Below are 18,148 nucleotides of genomic sequence, written 5' to 3' on the forward strand. Positions count from 1 at the left end.
AAGCTTCCTAAAGTTTCATTTCCTGCACAAAATTGGTGTAGACATTACCTTGTAAAAATTGGGGGTTTTCCATAATCTTTTGGTGAAATCCAATGGTAGTAGGAAGTCCAGTAATGGCACACTCTCGCAGTGCGCGTTTCATGCGGTTAATTGCAGTGGCGCGGTCTGGCCCCCAAACGATTAATTTACCAATCAGAGAATCATAATAAGGGGGGATTTGGTAATCGGTATAAACATGGGAATCAATGCGGACACCAGGGCCACCAGGGGGAAGATAGCCACTAATACGTCCCGGTGCGGGTCGAAAATCGTGGTCTGGGTCTTCAGCGTTAATCCGGCATTCAATAGCATGACCCCGCAAGACTACTTGATCCTGAGTAATCTTCAGTCTTTCTCCTTGGGCAATCCGGATTTGTTCAGCAACTAAGTCTATTCCTGTAACCATCTCTGTCACAGGATGCTCAACTTGAATCCTGGTGTTCATTTCCATAAAGTAGAACTTACCAGACCTATCTAGAAGAAACTCCACTGTGCCAGCCCCAGTAAAGTTAATAAATTGAGCAGCTCTCACAGCAGCTTGTCCCATTTTTTCTCGTAGTTCTGGGTCAAGTGCCGCACTAGGAGCTTCTTCTAGTAACTTTTGATTGCGGCGCTGAATTGAGCAGTCCCGTTCACCCAAATGGATCACGTTACCGTAATTATCAGCCAAAATTTGAAATTCAATATGGCGGGGACGTTCAATAAATTTTTCTACATAAACGCCAGAATTGCCAAAGGCTGCTCCCGCTTCACCTTGGGCTGCTAAGAAAAGTTTGACAAATTCGCTTTCAGAACGCACTAAACGCATTCCCCTGCCGCCGCCGCCAGCTGTGGCTTTAATCATCACCGGATAATCCATATCCTTGGCGATTAATAATCCTTCTTGTTCGGATTCTACCAAGCCATCACTACCGGGTACTGTGGGAACCAAAGCTTTTTGCATCGTTTCTTTGGCTGTGGATTTATCCCCCATCAGCCGGATAGCTTCAGGTGTGGGGCCAATAAAGGCAATATGATGGTCGGCACAGATTTCGGCAAATCGGGCATTTTCTGATAAAAATCCATAACCAGGATGAATTGCGCTGGCGTTGCGAGTCAGAGCAGCAGCAATAATATTAGGAATATTTAAATAACTTTTACTGCTAGCAGGCTCGCCAATGCAAACGGCTTCATCGGCAAGTTGGACGTGCAGAGCATTCCGGTCAACGGTGGAGTGAACCGCAACGGTCGCAATGCCCATTTCTTCACAGGCTCGGAGAATGCGAAGGGCGATTTCTCCCCGATTGGCAATTAATATTTTGTCAAACTTCATTTTTTAGCTTTGATATTAGTACCACTAGATAGTCATTGTCTCCCATCCCGTTTGCCACAATGCTTTCGCTTTATCTCAAATTATCACAGGAGTTTTTCTCGCCTCATCCTGAGCAGAGTTTAAAGAGGATGAGGCTTCGGTGTCTTGACCAAGCAAGCCCCGTTTTCTCAAGACGATTGTATTGGTATGGGTTCCAGACCGATACCGTCTTCCCTACACCCTACACCCTACCCCCAACACCCTATTAGTGAAGGATCTTAACTAGATTAACAATATTGCATTTGCTAGTCTGGAGCCAGTTTGCCGAATTAGGCTTTTTTGAGGATGGTTTGCATCTGACTTGTAAAGCCACTATATTTTTGTGGGTAATATATCCTTATTTCAAGGATTTGTTTTCACTTCCACTTAAATTTTTAGGAATTTTTGCTAAATCTCAGTATTTTCTCACTAGTTTTATTTTTTTGTGCTATGCTTTATTTCTGGACAATCAGCGCGGATGTGGCGGAATTGGTATACGCGCACGCTTGAGGTGCGTGTGGCTTTGCCTTGCGAGTTCGAGTCTCGCCATCCGCATTTTTATGTGTTTAGTTTTGAGTAGAAAGGACGCAGCGATGCGTCCTTTTACAATTTCTGGGTCAAAAATTATCTCTGTACTTGTGAGCTTGCTATTGAAAGCAAAATTTTTGTGCTTTGATAGAGATAGGTGAACTTTTGTAAAGAACATTGACTGCAACTTTTACAAGCACAAACAATTCAACATTGCCAACAGCATGGCATCGCCTCGCTCCGATTTGGCAAGGTGGAGAGGAAGTTATCCAAAAAAGTTTGCCTCACTCACAGTTAGCACCAGCGTGGCAATTGTTACTTTTAGGTGACGGCTCGCCTACAAGACATTTACAATTACTCACGGGAGAACCGACAGAGGTGGATGTGATTGATATGTCGTTGATTGGCATGAACTCAGATCATGCCCCCGACTTAATTCAAGCTGTACCAGGGCCAAGACTGCGGCGACAGGTATGGTTACGTACTGCTTCAGGACAGCGATTAGGTTACGCCACTTCATGGTGGGAAGCTAGTCATATAGATGAATTTTTGCAAAATCGTTCCCTACCAATTTGGGCTAGTTTAGCTCGCATTCGTACAGAGTTATATCGGGATATTCAAGGAATTTACTACGGCTATTCAGATGCACTAGAGTCAGGTTTTGAGGTGTCTGGGCCTTTTTGGGGTCGTCATTATTTGTTTTGGCATCATGGAAAGCCTTTAACTTTAATATATGAAGTTTTTTCGCCTTATTTAACTAAGTATTTGGGTGCTACAAACTTGACTGCCGCCAATGGAAAAGATCAAGCTACTTAGTATTAGTTAAAGACAACAACGGCTAAAGATCGTGTCAGTAGAGTACAGATGTAGGTTGGTTAAGCGCAGCGCAACCCAACGCAACCAATAATGTTGGGTTTCCTAACGTCAACCCAACCTACAATTTTTTGCAACATTTTAAGCTTGCCACGCCAGTAGAGTGCAAAAACTACCATCGTCATCGGTTGCAGGTTTTTAAAGTTAGTTATACTCTCAAAGTGCTGGGAGTCATGGATGTATATTGAAGGAATTTATCCATAAAGTAACTATCCTAGAAAACTTGTCTGCTCAATTTAACAAAGGATGAGGTATTGGTTGAGATGGCTTTGCCTGTTGTGTCTGTTATAAAAAATAAAACAAAGAAACCCTCTCTGCTACTGACATTATTGGCTGCTGGATTATTGATTGGTCTGGGGAGTGCGGCATACTGGTTTTTAACTCAAAGGCAAACATCTTCTAGAGGCTTGCCAGTAGGTGTAAATATTATCCCTCAAGATGCGCTGTTGACGGTTTCTTTAACCACAGATCCCAAACAATGGCAAAAATTGCAAGAATTGGGAACAACAGAAACCCAAGCCGAAATCAATAAAAATTTAGTCCAGTTGCGCGATCGCTTTCTGACTAATAATGGTTATGACTTCGAGAAAGATATCGCCCCTTGGGTAGGCGATGAAGTCACCTTAGCAATTTTATCCCCACCAACTCAACCTGCACTCAAACCAGTAGACAACGATAAAGATGCTGCTAGCGCTCAACAGTCGATGGTCATGGTACTACCCATTAATAACCTAGAAGCAGCTAAAAGCATTTTGTCTGAACCCAAAACCCTCAAACAAGGTAAATGGTACGACCGCACTTATCAGGGAATCACCATTAAACAAACTGATGGTAAATCAGGGGAAAAGCTTTCAGCCGCCTTACTAGATGAACGGTTTTTAGTGATTACTGACCATCCCCAAGCCACAGAACAAGCAATTGATGCATATCAAGGTAAAGCATCCTTAGCAACAGTCGCAGGCTTTGGGGATAATTTTCGCAAAATCTCCAGTTATCGCCCCTTTGCTCAGTTTTATTTAAATGTACCCATAGCCGCCAGAATCGCTGCTGCTGCTCCTAACCGGGCTTTACCAGCTCAGGTTTTAGCTCAACTGCAAAATAACCAAGGTTTAGCAGGATCTATGACCTTAGAGCCAGAAGGAATCCGCTTCAAGGGAATTTCTTGGCTTAATCCCAATAGTCAGCGTGTTCTGAAAGTGGAAAACAAAGCCGGGACAATGCAAAACCGTGTACCAGCCGAAACCTTAATGATGCTTTCTGGCGGAAACTTACAACGGTTTTGGGAAGATTACGTTTTAACATCACAAAAGAATCCTCTCTCGCCCATCTCACCAGAACAGTTACGAGGTGGTGTCAAGTCACTCACCGAGATGGATTTAGATCAAGATTTTCTCAGTTGGATGCAGGGTGAGTTTTCTGTGTCTGTAATTCCCAATAGCTCAAATGATGATGATTCTCAGGATTTCCGAGCAGGTTTGCTATTCATGATACAAGCAAAGGATGCTTCTAACGGGCAAAGCCTACGTAAGTCAGCTGAAGCATCTTTGAAAAAGCTGGATGAGGTGATGAAAACCCAATATCAGTTCCAGATTCAACCGAGTACAGTTGCAGGTCAACCGATTGTGAACTGGATTACACCTTTTAACACCTTAACCGCCAGCCGTGGTTGGTTAGATGATGATATTGCTTTTTTGGTAGTGGGCGCTCCCATCACAGATAAAATTGTCCCTAAACCTGATAAGACTCTAGCTAATACCTCGCCATTTCAACAAACTGTTCCCACAGAACCCAATCCCACAAATGGTCAATTTTTCTTGGATATGGAAGTGGCTGTGAAAAACTTTACTCTCAATACTTTATTTCCTAATCAACAAATTTTTCTAGATGCGACAAGCTCAATTGGGGTGACATCTGCTGTTAGCGATAATCGCAGTACTCGCTATGACATTTTTATAGTCCTGAAAAAAGATGATACTTCAGCCATTTCTCCTAGTTCAGATATGAGTGCTGAGACGCGATAAATCTGAGACGCGATAAATCGCGTCTCTACAAGAAAGTCTAAAAACCGTGTGTTATGAGTCTGTAAACGGATAGGATCAGAACAGTCAGAATCACTATTTTAACGACTCAACTGGGGAGAACACTTTATGAATCTGGTTGAACTCCAGAACTGGCTGGACAATGCCACGTTTGCTGTATTATTTCTCACAATGTTGGTGTATTGGTGCGGAGCAGCTTTTCCCAATCTACCGACACTGGGGACTTTGGGAACTGCGGGAATGGCGATCGCTAATTTATGTATAGCTACTTTATTAGGGGCGCGATGGATCGAAGCTGGTTATTTTCCCCTCAGTAATCTCTATGAATCCCTATTTTTCTTGGTTTGGGGAATTACTGCTGTACATCTGTTTGCTGAGAACACTAGCCGTAGCCGCTTAGTAGGAGTTGTTACCGCACCTGTAGCAATGGGGATCACGGCTTTTGCAGCCCTCACTTTGCCATCAGAAATGCAATCAGCAGAACCTTTAGTACCTGCGCTCAAGTCTAATTGGCTGATGATGCACGTCAGTGTGATGATGTTAAGTTATGCCGCTTTGATGGTGGGATCATTATTAGCGATCGCCTTTTTAATTGTCACCCGTGGTCAAAATATCCAACTCCAAGGCAGTTCTGTGGGTACTGGCGGTTATCGCAGTAACGGCTACCGGTTACACAAAGCTGGTGAACTCGTTACTCAACCAGCCACACCCCCGGCTGAAAATAATGGCTTTTCTCGCTTTGAAAGTAATAATAATGGCAATGGTAATACTGCTGTTTTAAATTTAGTCACAGCTACTGAGTTGCCTACTGTAGTAACTGCCGAAAAACTACTTTCTCCACAACGCCTTAGCCTAGCTGAAACCCTGGACAATATCAGTTACCGCGTCATTGGACTAGGATTTCCCCTGATCACTATTGGTATTATTGCTGGTGCAGTTTGGGCTAATGAAGCTTGGGGTTCCTACTGGAGTTGGGACCCCAAAGAAACCTGGGCTTTAATTACTTGGTTAGTTTTTGCCGCCTATCTCCACGCCCGAATTACTCGCGGTTGGCAAGGTCGTCGCCCTGCAATTTTAGCCGCCAGTGGCTTTGTTGTCGTTTGGGTTTGCTATCTAGGTGTAAATCTTTTAGGAAAAGGTTTGCATTCTTACGGTTGGTTTTTCTAAATCAATACAGTTCAGTCCACAACCCATATTGTAGAGACGCATGAATCGCGTCTCTTTCCGTTTTCTAGAAAATTTCATATTTATTAAGCTAACCACAAAGCGACATTACGCACATAAGCCTTTATGTCTTCTAAGGCGCGTGGTTCTGTTTTCATCCCATCTCCCGGTGGTTCATCCACAAATGTGGGACAGCCTTTGTTAATGTCCCAGTTGTAATCTACGAAGTGATGGAAACTGGAGTTAGCTACTACACGCCCTACTAGATTACCTTGTGCGTCTGTATAGTTGTCGAGTGCTACAACTAGATTGAAGTCCCGACCTGTAGCCAAACTTTTTCCTAGGGCAATGACTCGCGCATTGAGTTTTTCTGGATGCACTCCAATACCACCCTCGTGGGGATGCGTGGGAAAAAATTCGATGCTTCCAGAAGGAGAATGAGGATTTTTTAACAGTTCGTGAATTGGTTCTACCAGGGTAATTTTTTGATAATCACCGTTAGCCCCAGAATAGTAGTTAGGCCAAGAAATATAAGTTGTATGCGGATCATCCCGACTCCAACGAGTATTATCAGGATCGGGATTTTTGGTATTGAAATAATGGAGATCGCCAATGTCAACTAAACCACACATTGAACAGCCCATATCCTGATGATCCCGTGTGGTGAGAATTCCACTTCCACGTTGATGAAAGGCATTAATCCCAGCAATATCTTTTTCTGTTAACCCATCCCCAGTATCTAAGGCAAATAACCAAAGTTGATCAAAATTTGATTCCCCTAATGTACTCAAAACCGGGTCGTTACCCTCTGCATCGATGGAGCGATCGCGTGCTTTGACTTCAAACAATGGATTTCCCGCTTCATCTTGAATAGATGCCAGATAATCCTGTAATAAAGAGAACCGGAAAATGCTCCAGTCATCTTCAGTGCTAGGAATGGTAGTTTGCAAAAGAATACGAATTGGTTTTATCATCGGTTCCGTAGTTTGATTTTTGAGCCATTGTCATGAATTTAAGCAGATTTAGGGAACGTTCACTCAGTTTATTCACCTTTTACGTTAAATTCCCTCACAAACGCTTTTCAACATTTGTCGTAACCAAATATTTGCCTGATCCTGATCTGTGAGTTTGCTCCAAAGCATAGAAATCATCCACGGTTCAGTTTTGACAGGAATTTCAAAAATTTCTAATGTCCCTCGATATGCAAAGGATTCTACCAATCGTGATGGAACAGCACTCACCAAGTCACTGGATGAAATGATTTCTGGCAACACTAATAAATGAGGAGTTGTCAAAGCAACTCGACGCTGGAGATTATATTTAGCAAGCACCTGGTCGATTTCACCAACTTCATCTCGCCTGATAGTGAAAAGAGCATGAAGCAGATTAGCGAAGGTTTCCGGTGTGATGGCATCCTGGGTAATCATGGGATGTCCACGTCTACAGATGCCTACAAAGTGTTCGGGAAATAATGGCATCTGTATTGTTTGTCTGGGCGGGTTTTGGAAAACACCCAAGGCTAGATCAATCTCTCTTTGCTCTAATAGTTCTCCCACACAGTCTTTAGCAAAACCAATCAATCGAAAATCAATATTTGGTGCAGTACGTCGGCAAAGTTCCAACAGCTTGGGCATGACAACGTAGCTGGTGTAATCTGAACTAGCAATTTTGAAAGTATTTTTAGCCGTAGCTGGGTCAAATATTTTACTAACTGCCAATATCTGGCGAATTTGTTCTAGGGCGGTTCTGATATCAGGGGCAATTTCCAGCGCCTTGGCTGTGGGCTGCATTTCTCGACCAATACGGAGAAATAACTCATCTTGGAATAGTATACGTAATCTTGCTAGGGACGCATTCATAGCTGGTTGTCCTAGATACATTTTTTGGGCTGCGGCTGTCACGCTTCTTTCTTCAAACAGCGCTTCAAAGGCGACCAGGAGGTTTAGATCAATGGCAGATAAATCTATTAATCCCATCGATTCTTGTTAATGCTTATTCTCCAGGTTGGATGAAAACCGACATGGGAGGCGAAAATGCACCGTTTACGGCAGAAGAAGGAGCCGAAACCGCAGTCTATCTGGCAACACTTCCAGATGGTGGCGCGCAAGGACAATTTTTTGCGGAAATGCGGAAGTTTGGTGGCCCTATTCAATTACAGTGGTAGGTGAATATGGCAAATTCAGGCTAAAAATCACATTTGCTTAATTAGAGATGGAACAAGAAGATCACATTGTCACCGTTTTCATTTCACAAATTGTCAAACCAGGATGCGAAAGCGCTTATGAAACTTGGTTGAAAGATATTACCAGTGTTTGTGGGAGTTATGCTGGCCATTTAGGCACAAATGTAATTCGCCCACAACCAGGTGTGCGTCCAGAATATGTGATTATCTTCCGGTTTGACGGCTATGAAAATTTGAAGGCATGGATGACATCACGCGATCGCGAATATTGGCTGACTCAATCTCAAGATTTAGTTCAATCTGACCCTCATATTCAGGAAATCAACGGATTATCAGCGTGGTTTTCTCTTCCTGGTCAACCACTCAAAACTCCACCTCGTTATAAAACAGCATTGCTAACTTGGGCAGCTGTATCTGTATTGATTAATGTGCTGAATAGACTTTTAACACCCTTGCTGGGTAACTTACCTTCTGTGATAATTTCATTGATTATTTCCGCAATCATGGTGGGATTGTTAACTTATATTGTCATGCCTTGGGTAACTCGTCTCTTTAGTCCTTGGCTATATGGGAAATCACGAGGTGTTTAAAAAATGAGAGCGCAGCAGGTATGTGATGCTTTTTTAGGTAATATCTAGTTATTTTTGCACTAGATAGCAATTGTTTCATATTTATATCTAGTGCAATATTAGAAATCCATAATAGTTGATTGAAAATGAGTAAATTCGGATACTAAAATTTCTGGGGACTGAACTTAATATTGAGCCTGTGTCTAATAACTCACTCTTCCATTCTATTATAAATTTTAATTTAACAGCTAATTGTCAAACTAAAGGAATATAGATAAAATGTAAGCACTAAATAATTAGGGTAAGTTTGGCTCATCTTCAGGTATTTATTGTATCAATGAATTAATTAATACATTTAATTAAACGGCATCTATCGAAGAAAAGTATTATTTATTTGGGCTGAACATCTATCTCTATGGAAACTATAGACTTAGTGATAGGAGATTTATATGGAAAATGGATTTGAACGACTAAATCATGATGAAGTTGTGTATGTGGAACCAGATATTTTTAATAATTTAGATGTTTCAGGCACATTTAAAGTTCATGATTTGATATCAGCAATTAAACAATACCTGGGAGCAGAAGGGACAACTGAAGAAAGTTTATATAGCCAAGGATTAGATTGTGAAGTTTTAAAATTTAGTGCCGAGGGATGGACGAAAGGAAAAGTGAGACTTTCTTTAGAATTTTGTCCTGATGAGCCAGAATTTCCCTTGGAGGAAATTTATCAACAACTGGAAAAAATGCAAAGCCAATCATAGATAATAAAAAATATCTGGTTTTGTATGCGGTTAATTAACAAAAATGGTATGGACTGCCTTACACGCAAAAATACATCGTACCATGCGCTCACGCCACTTATTTGAGCGTCAGCAAAGGCTATTAGTCGCTGTTTCTGGTGGTCAAGATTCTTTGTGTTTAATTAAATTGCTGTTAGATTTACAACCTAAATGGCAATGGGATTTAGGTATTGCTCATTGTGATCATCGTTGGCGTAGTGATTCTGAAGCTAATGCTGATCATGTGGAAAAATTAGCTCAAAGTTGGGGTGTATCTTTTTATTTAGAAACAGCAACACAGCCATTAAATAGCGAAGCGGCGGCACGTAATTGGCGGTATGCAGCTTTGAGTGCGATCGCTCAAGTAAATAATTATCAGTATATAGTCACAGGGCATACCGCTAGCGATCGCGCTGAAACTTTGCTTTACAACTTAATGCGTGGTACTGGTGCTGATGGGTTACAAGCATTAACTTGGCAAAGGCCACTAACTGCGGATATTTTCTTAGTGCGTCCGCTTTTAGAAATTACTCGACCACAAACAAAGCAATTTTGTCAAGAATTTAATCTTCCAATTTGGGAAGATTCCACCAATCAAGATGTCAAATATGCCCGCAACCGCATTCGCCAAGAGTTAATCCCATATTTACAAACAAATTTTAACCCCAAAGTAGAATCCGCCTTAGCCCAAACAGCAGAACTACTGCAAGCCGAAGTGGAATATTTAGAGCAAGCCGCCCAAGAATTGAGGGAAACAGCGACAGAACTTGTAGAGACGCGATTGATCGCGTCTGAGTCTGAGGTAAACGAGGCTGGATTGAGGTTAAATCGTCAGGTATTACAAAAAGCACCTTTAGCGCTACAACGTCGCGTCATGAGGCAAATATTACAACAGATACTAACTGACGCACCGAGTTTTGAACACATCGAAAAATTGACGGCATTAATTATAGCACCAAACCGTTCACAAACTGATCCATTTCCTGGTGGTGCGATCGCTCAAGTTCAAGGCGATTGGATCTGCATCACTCTTAACTTTTAACTCTTCCTCAGCACTCAGGACTCAGTAATCAGCACTCAGACTTTGAAGAGTGTGACGCATTTCATTGATAGTCTCGATTTGATGCGCACCAGTTTCCTGAACTTGAGCCAAAGAATCGGTAATTCTTTGCAGCTGATGCCGTAATCCGTCGAGAGAGTCTTGAATCGGTTGTAATGTCTCTTGGTAAAGATGCACACGACCCCAACATTCTGCGGTTGCTGTTCGCAATGATAGCAAATTTGTTTCTATTTCCTGACATTCTTGGTGCTGTTCATCTTGCTCTTGGGTTTGATTGTCAATCATTCCTTGATCCATTTCCAGAGCAGCACGTATCTGGGAAATCTCATGTTCTAACTTTTCTAGTTCTTGCGACTGTTGTTGTCGTTGGGTTTTCATTTGTAACAAAATTGGCGCAAAGTCAATTTGGTTATCCCCTTCTGTATTGGTAATAGGATGTCCTTGTCGTCGCAAAAGTATATTTTCATGTTGCTGAATCAACTTTTGCCGTTGTTGTAAATTGCGGCGTTGCCCTACCAAAGTTTCGTTTAACATTTGATATAGGTCTTTTTCGTCTGCCAGTTCTGCTTCCAAATTTATTTTGTCTTCGTCGCCTGGTGCGTTGATTTGATTTTGCAGTTTTTCTATGCTTTCCTGCTTATATGTCAGTTCTTGCTCCTGATCGTGGACAAAGCTAGAATCCATTTCCAACTTATACTTTAAGTCTTGTATTACTTGTTGTAGTTCTTCTAAAGACATCCGTTCCAAAGCTTCGACATCAATTTGCTGGCTCAGTACGACATCCCCAGAAGTTGCAGCTAAAGAGCGAATTTGTTGATGTAACAGATCCTGTTGTTGCAACTGTTCCTTAATGATTTGAACATAATCTTGCTTACTGGCCAGAGTTGCAGTTTTTACTTTTAATTGAGCTTTTTGCTCTTCCAAAAAATTCCGTGCTTGTTGCCATGCGTTTTGGCGATCGCTTAAAGTTTGCGATAAGCGGTCAATTTCTGCTTGCTGTTGAGTCGCTACAGCTTTTTGTTGTTCTAGTTGTTCCCAATGTGGGCTTAAAGTAGCTTGTTGGCTCTCGACCAATTCCCAAGCTAGATTCAGATGTTCCCTAAAAGTTTCCGTGGGTGCAATTTTATTAGACAAGCGATCAAGTAACTCGCTCATCACCCGACTTTGCTCTTGATCTAAAACCTGACCCTGTGGAGAATCTGCTTGAGACTCTGCTAGGCGGCGTTGCTCACCCCGCAAATGTTCCCAAGCTCCCTCTAGTTCCTGACGGTTCCGTTCAATATCCGCTTGTAACTGTGAAATTTGCTCGCGGTTGGTTTCAACTTCCTCTTTCTGTGAATCCAGACGTTGAAACTCTTCCTCCATTTGTTGTAAATGTTCCAAACGAGCTTCCATATCCATTTCTCGGCGATTCATTTCTTGCGCCTGAAATGTTAGTGACTCCTTCCACTGGTTAATTTCATCTTCCTTGAGCTTAAGTTTTTCCAACTGGCGGGAAAATGTTTGCAAAATGTTAACTAATGGCCTGCCAGCTTCTTGAATCCTTTGTACTTGACGATTTGGATTCAATTCCACCAGTACCAGTGCGCCATCATTTAATCTACTAGCGTCATCAGCACTGATTGCGTCTTCCGACACAGTACTCCAATTCTGGTCGGTTCGCTGACACGCTAGCAGTTTCAGTTCAGTTTTAGCTCCACCACTGAGTAAGCCGCCTTTCTGCTTTTGTACTTCTGCTAAATACAGCACACCGTTTGTCCTCTTGTGTACTTGATGTCCGTCTTGGGGAATATATCTGAGATAATACTGCTAATTCAGTTTAATTCTAACTAAATTTAGGAAATAAACACATACAAAACTATTTAGAAACGTCAGATCAACGTCTTGATATTTATAGCAAAAATTTGATTTCGCCTTTATATTTTGTACTGATGGCAGTGATGATGACTTCCGTGTTACTACTAGGTTTAAGAAAAATCATTACAAAAGTTTACAGTATTTAGCTAAATATATACCCTGATTGGTATTAGTTGTAAAGGAAATAATATTTTGAGTACTAATACTAGATTCATCTGCTAACAAAGTAGAGCCGTTAATGAACAAATTTAACAGAAAATGTCACTGGAATCATCAGGAGAACCTTGAAGCTCAATGCAGGGAAATTTAAATGAAATCGATATTCGCAGTATCCTGCAATTGATCGAGTTAGGACAGCGAACTGGGCAACTTTTGGTGGAAGCCTGCTTTCACAATAGCGACAAACTCACAAATCACGAGACAGCCAGACATCACCATACGTGGAACATTGACAAACAATTTTGGTTTGTCTTCTTCCTCAACGGTCAAATTATCTACTGTCAACAAGGTGAGCCGAATTTGTCACGGATTGATGATTACTTACGTCATTACCGCGTCGAGACGCGACTTGATGAACAGCAACTTGCTTCCCTGGGTTCACAGAATGCACCAGAGTATGGGTATCTCTGGGCGTTATTAGAACGGAATATCATTGACCCCAAGGTAGGCCATAATATTATTCGCAGTTTGGTGTATGAAACACTCTTTGACCTGCTTAGTTTACACCAGGGTAGTTTCATTTTTCGGCAGGGTGCAACACTGACACCGCAATTAACCAGTTTAGAGATAGCTCCTTTAGTATATAAAACTACACAGCAAATACAGGCATGGAAACAGCTTTATCCACATATTCAGTCTTCTGAACAATTACCAATTCTAGCTGATATGGTTGAATTGCAATCTTCACTGCCACCAGCCACAATCAACAAGCTCAAGCATTGGGCAGATGGTAAAACAACCCTGCGTCAACTGGCGCGCCATCTCAACCGAGATATCTTGACAGTCGCCAAAGCAATATATCCATACGTACAGCAAGGTTGGCTACAATTAGTATATTCAACTACTAATCATTCTCCAACACAGAAACAAAAGTCAAGATTTGATGACAAAGAGAAAGTGCGCGTGGTATGTATTGACGATACCAAAACAATCTGTGAAACTGTAGAGTCTATCCTTAAACCACAAGGATATGAAGCGATCGCTTTGACCAATCCCTTAGAGGCTATTAGTCTCCTTTTTCAACTCCAGCCAGATTTAATCCTATGTGACATTGCTATGCCGGAATTGGATGGTTACGAGATTTGTGCAATGCTACGGCACTCTACCGCATTTGAAAATATACCGATTATCATGCTAACTGGTAAAGATCAATTTATAGATCGCCTCAGAGCGACAATGGTGGGAGCTACGGACTACTTAACCAAGCCCTTTGGGGATACTGAGTTACTCATGCTCGTAGAAAAATATGTAAACGTACAGTCTTATTTAGGGACACAAACAAAATGTAACACTTACTGATTCCATAAAATCTTGGGTAAAAGATGTTATCACAGAATCAGCTGACTCAAGTACCAGGTTATTATCTAATACATTAGTGAAACCATAAAATTAATTTATACACTAAATATTTTAGGGGGATCAGGGAATGTTCCAAGAAGGAACGTCTACATCAGGAGGTAGATAGGCATTTATGAGTACAGTTCTGATTGTGGAAGATAGTCTGGCACAAAGGGAGATGATTACAGACCTCCTAAAAGCAAGCGGTTTAATAGTTACCCATGCCAACGACGGAGTAGAAGCCTTGGAGGCCATTCAAAATGCACCTCCCGATTTAGTGGTATTGGATATTGTGATGCCCCGGATGAACGGCTATGAAGTGTGTCGGCGGTTGAAATCCAACCCCAAAACCCAAAACGTCCCCGTGGTGATGTGTTCTTCTAAAGGCGAAGAATTTGACCGCTACTGGGGTATGAAGCAAGGTGCTGATGCTTACATAGCCAAACCGTTTCAACCAACCGAATTGGTGGGAACAGTCAAACAACTGCTGCGAGGATGAAAACAATATGGTTAGTAAACCGGACTTTTTAAGCGGTAGTGGCCAAGATCAGTTTCGGCCAGAATTACAAGTAGAAAGTCCTGAAGGTGAATTACACTTACGGTTTTATATTCCACCAGAGCAGGAATTTGCACTACCTGCCACTGGTATTCGAGAGGTCATGGAACTCAGCCCGGATAGAATCACTCCGATTCCTAATGCTTCGCCTTTACTTTTGGGTACTCTAAATTTACGGGGTCGAGTCATTTGGGTAGCTGATTTAGGGCAATTCCTGGGTGAAACCACGGCATTAAATACAGATAGAGCAGAAATCCCGGTGATTGCGATTGAAGAGCAAGATACAATCGTGGGTTTAGCGGTAGAAAAAATTGGTGGTATGGACTGGTTGGACATCCAGAATTTAATGCCCCCAAGTAATTTACCGGATACTATGACTCCTTTTTTACGTGGAGAGTGGTTATTAGATGCTAATAATAAACAGTGCTTAAGACTGCTTGATCAAATGGCGATTTTGCGGAGTGCGAGGTGGGCAGGATGATATTGGGAGGGAGCAAATGGCAACTAATTTAAACGATTATCTAGATTCATATAATCAGGCTTGTACAGCTTATGCACAACAAAAGTATGAAGTTGCCGCCACTTTAGTTGATGAAGTGGTGCAAAATGTACCGGATGATCCTAACTGCCATTTGTTAAGGGGTCATATCTACTACGTTTTGCAACAGTACGATGTTGCACAAGAAGAGTACCAAAAAGTATTGCAGTTGTCTGATGATCAAGAAATTATAGGTTTTGCCAATGGTGGTTTAGAAAACATCAATCAAGCCCAACAAAGAATAGATTCCGGAATTTTGGATCGAAATTCTGAGGCTATGGAATCTGAACCACCAGAATTAGAAGATTTAGGTGTAATTTCTCACTTAGATAGCAACAGCTTAGAATTGAATTCCTGGGCATCACCGCCGCCCTCTATAGATGATCTAGATAGCAACAGCTTAGAATTGAATTCCTTTGCGGATCTGCCGCCCTCTATAGATGGAGATAGCGACAGCTTAGAATTGAATTCCTTTGCGGATCTGCCGCCCTCTATAGATGGAAATAGCAATAGCTTGGAATTGAATTCCTTTGCGGATCTGCCGCCCTCTGTAGATGTAGAAGACTTATCCTCCAATCCATTTGAGATCCCCGCAGAGACTACTTCATTTAATCCAACGCCAGATTCCGCAGCACCATTGAGCGAAGATCCGTTTGCTTTGAGTCCAAATCAAAGCGAGCCAGAATCTCATCCCAACCCGGAAAATGAACAAGTTGAATTAGATTTACCCGTTTTTTGGCAAGAAGAGGTCGTAGCCGAAAGCGTAGATGCTCCAGAAAATAGCAGTAATTTATCAGATGCTGCCACAGATGACTTTCAGGAAATTCCACTAATTTATGATGAAAATGTAGATGATGCAGCTTTTGCAGAAATTAACTTTTCAAGCAGCAATATTGTAGAAAATACTCCTGAGCTTGTGACTGAAGAGCCGGAACCAGAGCCAGATATGGCAGATTATGACCTGCAATCAACATATAGCCAGGAAGAGGAAACTGAAACTTTATTGATGGAGGCGGAGAATCTCCAGCCGGGTTTAACAGAAGCCAATGATTTGAGTAATAATTCTCCCGATAATTTTCCTGAGTCTGAGTCTAGTAATTGGTTAGAGAAAATTGCTAATGACGAAGCATCTTCAAGTTTAAATGGTAGTTATTCGCCAACAGACCAGCAGATTTCCCGTGATGCGGCGGCAAATACAAATAACTTTGATGATGATTTTGATTTCGAGGCATTTCAATCTGCTTTTGGCTCGGAAGAGGATACAAACAGTATCATAAATGGCGAAAATTCTCAGAGTAATATCGATTTTTTAGATGATTACGATGAATTTGATGATTTAGCAAACATTCCTGAATTTGATATAGCAGACGCGGATTCTAGTTTTGATGATGTGACAATGCTTTCGGGTTCATTAAATAGTAGTGGGAACCGACCAAGAAAAGACACAAGTAACAACGCCAAAAATCAATCAAGCGACAGCGCCGGGGTGCGATCGCGTAATGTTCACACAGAACCGAACCGGGATGATGAACTGTTTTCCATTACCGGCTCAGATAGTGGCGCACAAGAAGCTGCGCCGACCTTTACCGAAACAGATGTTTCGCCAGCAGTCCCAAATGTCAGCGTCGAGCAAGGTTGGTTAGCACCTCTAGAAAATGCCTCTCTAGATGTAAAACCCTGGTTTGTCGCTGGTACAGTGGGCGTGTTCTCCGCATTAGTTGTTGCGACAGTTAGCTTCACAACTACCAATTTTTCTCCACCGGAACAACGGGAATCAGTCAGAAATACAGGCTGGTTGATGGCACTGGCTGCGGGTCTGGCTGGTTCGGGTACAGCAGCCTTTATGGGCAGCCTGACACTTAAGCAAATTCGCCGCACTACGAAGGATCTACAAGCTCAATTTGATGCCGTCCGCCAAGGCAATCTGAATGTGCAAGCCACTGTATATTCCGAAGATGAATTAGGGCGCTTGGCTACAGGCTTTAATGAAATGGCACGGGTGATTTTTACAACCACATCCGATGCCCAACGCAAAGCTGTGGAACAAGAAGAAGCCAAAGAAAACTTGCAACGGCAAGTGATTCGCCTGTTGGATGACGTAGAAGGCGCAGCTAGAGGTGATTTGACAGTTCAAGCAGAAGTGACAGCCGACGTACTAGGAGCCGTTGCTGATGCCTTTAACCTGACAATTCAAAATCTCCGGGATATTGTTCAACAAGTAAAAGTGGCAGCAAAGGAGGTAACAAAAGGCGCAACTAATTCTGAAACATTTGCTAGAGCCTTATCTGGTGATGCCTTGCGACAAGCCGAAGAGCTAGGAGTAACTTTAAATTCTGTCCAGGTAATGACTGACTCTATTCAGAGGGTAGCAGAAGCAGCACGGGAAGCCGAAATTGTGGCTGGTGATGCCAGTGCGATCGCTCTCAAAGGTGGAGAAGCGGTGGAAAATACTGTGGCAGGGATTTTAGAAATTCGCGAAACTGTAGCAGAAACTACCCGGAAGGTGAAGCGATTAGCCGAATCTTCTCAAGAAATTTCTAAAATTGTGGCGTTAATTTCTTCCATTGCTTCCCGGACAAACTTACTAGCACTTAATGCCAGTATTGAGGCAGCTAGAGCTGGTGAAGCTGGACGTGGGTTTGCCATTGTTGCCGATGAAGTGCGTCAATTAGCAGATAAATCTGCCAAATCCTTAAAAGAGATTGAACAGATTGTGATGCAAATTCAGAGCGAAACCGGCTCAGTTATGACCGCAATGGAAGAAGGCACACAACAGGTAATTAAAGGCACTAAATTGGCAGAAGAAGCCAAGCGATCGCTCGAAAATATTATTCAAGTAGCGAATCGAATTGATACTCTCGTGCGCTCCATTACCAGCGACACAGTAGAACAAACGGAAACTTCCCGTGCCGTAGCCCATGTTATGCAATCGGTGGAACTCACAGCCCAAGAAACCTCCCAGGAAGCCCAGCGCGTTTCTGGGGCCCTACAACTTTTAGTAGGTGTTTCCCGTGACTTGATCTCCTCCGTAGAGCGTTTCCGCGTGGAAACCCTCGAATCTAAGTAATTAGTCA

14 protein-coding genes, 1 tRNA gene and 1 pseudogene are annotated in these 18,148 nt (G+C 42.3%); 12 read left to right on the forward strand and 4 right to left on the reverse strand.

Going from position 1 to position 18,148, the window contains the following annotated elements:
• Positions 1-7: 7 nt before the first annotated feature.
• A complete protein-coding gene (gene accC, locus ACM0OW_RS13605) occupies positions 8-1,351 on the reverse strand; it encodes an acetyl-CoA carboxylase biotin carboxylase subunit (RefSeq protein ID WP_414550630.1) in 1,344 nt (447 codons plus the stop codon).
• Between the two features lie 492 nt (positions 1,352-1,843).
• Between accC and ACM0OW_RS13610 the strand changes: the two genes are divergently transcribed.
• The 4 genes from ACM0OW_RS13610 (at position 1,844) to ccsB (ending at position 5,976) form a co-directional block, all read left to right on the forward strand.
• Positions 1,844-1,924 (forward strand) — tRNA-Leu (locus tag ACM0OW_RS13610).
• A 150-nt stretch (positions 1,925-2,074) separates the two neighbouring features.
• On the forward strand, positions 2,075-2,713 hold the full coding sequence (locus ACM0OW_RS13615; protein ID WP_414550631.1) for a chorismate lyase: 639 nt from the start codon (positions 2,075-2,077) through the stop codon (positions 2,711-2,713).
• A 320-nt stretch (positions 2,714-3,033) separates the two neighbouring features.
• On the forward strand, positions 3,034-4,791 hold the full coding sequence (locus tag ACM0OW_RS13620; RefSeq protein ID WP_414550632.1) for a DUF3352 domain-containing protein: 1,758 nt from the start codon (positions 3,034-3,036) through the stop codon (positions 4,789-4,791).
• A gap of 126 nt (positions 4,792-4,917) precedes the next feature.
• Positions 4,918-5,976, forward strand: a complete 1,059-nt coding sequence (ccsB, locus tag ACM0OW_RS13625; RefSeq protein WP_414550633.1) for a c-type cytochrome biogenesis protein CcsB — start codon at positions 4,918-4,920, stop codon at positions 5,974-5,976.
• A gap of 83 nt (positions 5,977-6,059) precedes the next feature.
• Here the strand turns inward: ccsB and ACM0OW_RS13630 are convergent, their stop codons facing one another.
• Together ACM0OW_RS13630 and ACM0OW_RS13635 are read right to left on the reverse strand one after the other, a co-directional pair.
• On the reverse strand, positions 6,060-6,947 hold the full coding sequence (locus ACM0OW_RS13630) for a hypothetical protein (RefSeq protein ID WP_414550634.1): 888 nt from the start codon (positions 6,945-6,947) through the stop codon (positions 6,060-6,062).
• An 84-nt stretch (positions 6,948-7,031) separates the two neighbouring features.
• Positions 7,032-7,949: a LysR family transcriptional regulator gene (locus tag ACM0OW_RS13635; RefSeq protein WP_414550635.1), complete on the reverse strand. Its 918-nt coding sequence runs from the start codon at positions 7,947-7,949 to the stop codon at positions 7,032-7,034.
• On the opposite strand from ACM0OW_RS13635, the pseudogene ACM0OW_RS13640 reads away from it, so the two are divergent.
• The 4 genes and pseudogenes from ACM0OW_RS13640 to tilS all read left to right on the forward strand — a co-directional run.
• A pseudogene (locus tag ACM0OW_RS13640) lies at positions 7,949-8,137 on the forward strand (short-chain dehydrogenase); the annotation flags it as partial. The gene ACM0OW_RS13635 and the pseudogene ACM0OW_RS13640 overlap by 1 nt on opposite strands.
• 47 nt (positions 8,138-8,184) lie before the next feature.
• Positions 8,185-8,745, forward strand: coding sequence for an antibiotic biosynthesis monooxygenase (locus ACM0OW_RS13645; RefSeq protein WP_414550636.1), 561 nt, complete (start codon positions 8,185-8,187; stop codon positions 8,743-8,745).
• Positions 8,746-9,173: 428 nt separating this feature from the next.
• Entirely contained in the window at positions 9,174-9,488 is a 315-nt protein-coding gene (locus tag ACM0OW_RS13650; RefSeq protein ID WP_414550637.1) for a KGK domain-containing protein, read from the forward strand.
• 43 nt (positions 9,489-9,531) lie between these two features.
• Positions 9,532-10,548, forward strand: a complete 1,017-nt coding sequence (tilS, locus tag ACM0OW_RS13655; RefSeq protein WP_414550638.1) for a tRNA lysidine(34) synthetase TilS — start codon at positions 9,532-9,534, stop codon at positions 10,546-10,548.
• Between the two features lie 21 nt (positions 10,549-10,569).
• Here the strand turns inward: tilS and hmpF are convergent, their stop codons facing one another.
• Positions 10,570-12,315, reverse strand: a complete 1,746-nt coding sequence (hmpF, locus tag ACM0OW_RS13660) for a pilus motility taxis protein HmpF (RefSeq protein ID WP_414550639.1) — start codon at positions 12,313-12,315, stop codon at positions 10,570-10,572.
• A gap of 402 nt (positions 12,316-12,717) precedes the next feature.
• On the opposite strand from hmpF, the gene ACM0OW_RS13665 reads away from it, so the two are divergent.
• The 4 genes from ACM0OW_RS13665 (at position 12,718) to ACM0OW_RS13680 (ending at position 18,141) form a co-directional block, all read left to right on the forward strand.
• Positions 12,718-13,941, forward strand: coding sequence for a response regulator (locus tag ACM0OW_RS13665; RefSeq protein WP_414550640.1), 1,224 nt, complete (start codon positions 12,718-12,720; stop codon positions 13,939-13,941).
• 172 nt (positions 13,942-14,113) lie between these two features.
• Positions 14,114-14,479 (forward strand): response regulator transcription factor, encoded by a 366-nt coding sequence (locus ACM0OW_RS13670; protein WP_414550641.1) that lies wholly within the window; start codon positions 14,114-14,116, stop codon positions 14,477-14,479.
• Positions 14,480-14,486: 7 nt separating this feature from the next.
• Positions 14,487-15,017: a chemotaxis protein CheW gene (locus tag ACM0OW_RS13675; RefSeq protein WP_414550642.1), complete on the forward strand. Its 531-nt coding sequence runs from the start codon at positions 14,487-14,489 to the stop codon at positions 15,015-15,017.
• A 16-nt stretch (positions 15,018-15,033) separates the two neighbouring features.
• Positions 15,034-18,141, forward strand: coding sequence for a methyl-accepting chemotaxis protein (locus ACM0OW_RS13680; RefSeq protein ID WP_414550643.1), 3,108 nt, complete (start codon positions 15,034-15,036; stop codon positions 18,139-18,141).
• Positions 18,142-18,148 lie beyond the last annotated feature (7 nt).

The sequence above is a fragment of the Anabaena sp. CCY 0017 genome (assembly GCF_963920885.1).
Classification (GTDB): Bacteria; Cyanobacteriota; Cyanobacteriia; order Cyanobacteriales; family Nostocaceae; genus Nodularia.

What these genes read in the sequence shown, in the direction of transcription:
- accC (WP_414550630.1), bottom strand. Translation starts at nt 1,351, where the DNA reads ATGAAGTTTGACAAAATATTAATTGCCAATCGGGGAGAAATCGCCCTT.
- ACM0OW_RS13620 (WP_414550632.1), top strand. Translation starts at nt 3,034, where the DNA reads ATGGCTTTGCCTGTTGTGTCTGTTATAAAAAATAAAACAAAGAAACCC.
- ccsB (WP_414550633.1), top strand. Translation starts at nt 4,918, where the DNA reads ATGAATCTGGTTGAACTCCAGAACTGGCTGGACAATGCCACGTTTGCT.
- ACM0OW_RS13630 (WP_414550634.1), bottom strand. Translation starts at nt 6,947, where the DNA reads ATGATAAAACCAATTCGTATTCTTTTGCAAACTACCATTCCTAGCACT.
- ACM0OW_RS13635 (WP_414550635.1), bottom strand. Translation starts at nt 7,949, where the DNA reads ATGGGATTAATAGATTTATCTGCCATTGATCTAAACCTCCTGGTCGCC.
- ACM0OW_RS13645 (WP_414550636.1), top strand. Translation starts at nt 8,185, where the DNA reads ATGGAACAAGAAGATCACATTGTCACCGTTTTCATTTCACAAATTGTC.
- ACM0OW_RS13650 (WP_414550637.1), top strand. Translation starts at nt 9,174, where the DNA reads ATGGAAAATGGATTTGAACGACTAAATCATGATGAAGTTGTGTATGTG.
- tilS (WP_414550638.1), top strand. Translation starts at nt 9,532, where the DNA reads ATGGTATGGACTGCCTTACACGCAAAAATACATCGTACCATGCGCTCA.
- ACM0OW_RS13665 (WP_414550640.1), top strand. Translation starts at nt 12,718, where the DNA reads ATGCAGGGAAATTTAAATGAAATCGATATTCGCAGTATCCTGCAATTG.
- ACM0OW_RS13670 (WP_414550641.1), top strand. Translation starts at nt 14,114, where the DNA reads ATGAGTACAGTTCTGATTGTGGAAGATAGTCTGGCACAAAGGGAGATG.
- ACM0OW_RS13675 (WP_414550642.1), top strand. Translation starts at nt 14,487, where the DNA reads ATGGTTAGTAAACCGGACTTTTTAAGCGGTAGTGGCCAAGATCAGTTT.
- ACM0OW_RS13680 (WP_414550643.1), top strand. Translation starts at nt 15,034, where the DNA reads ATGGCAACTAATTTAAACGATTATCTAGATTCATATAATCAGGCTTGT.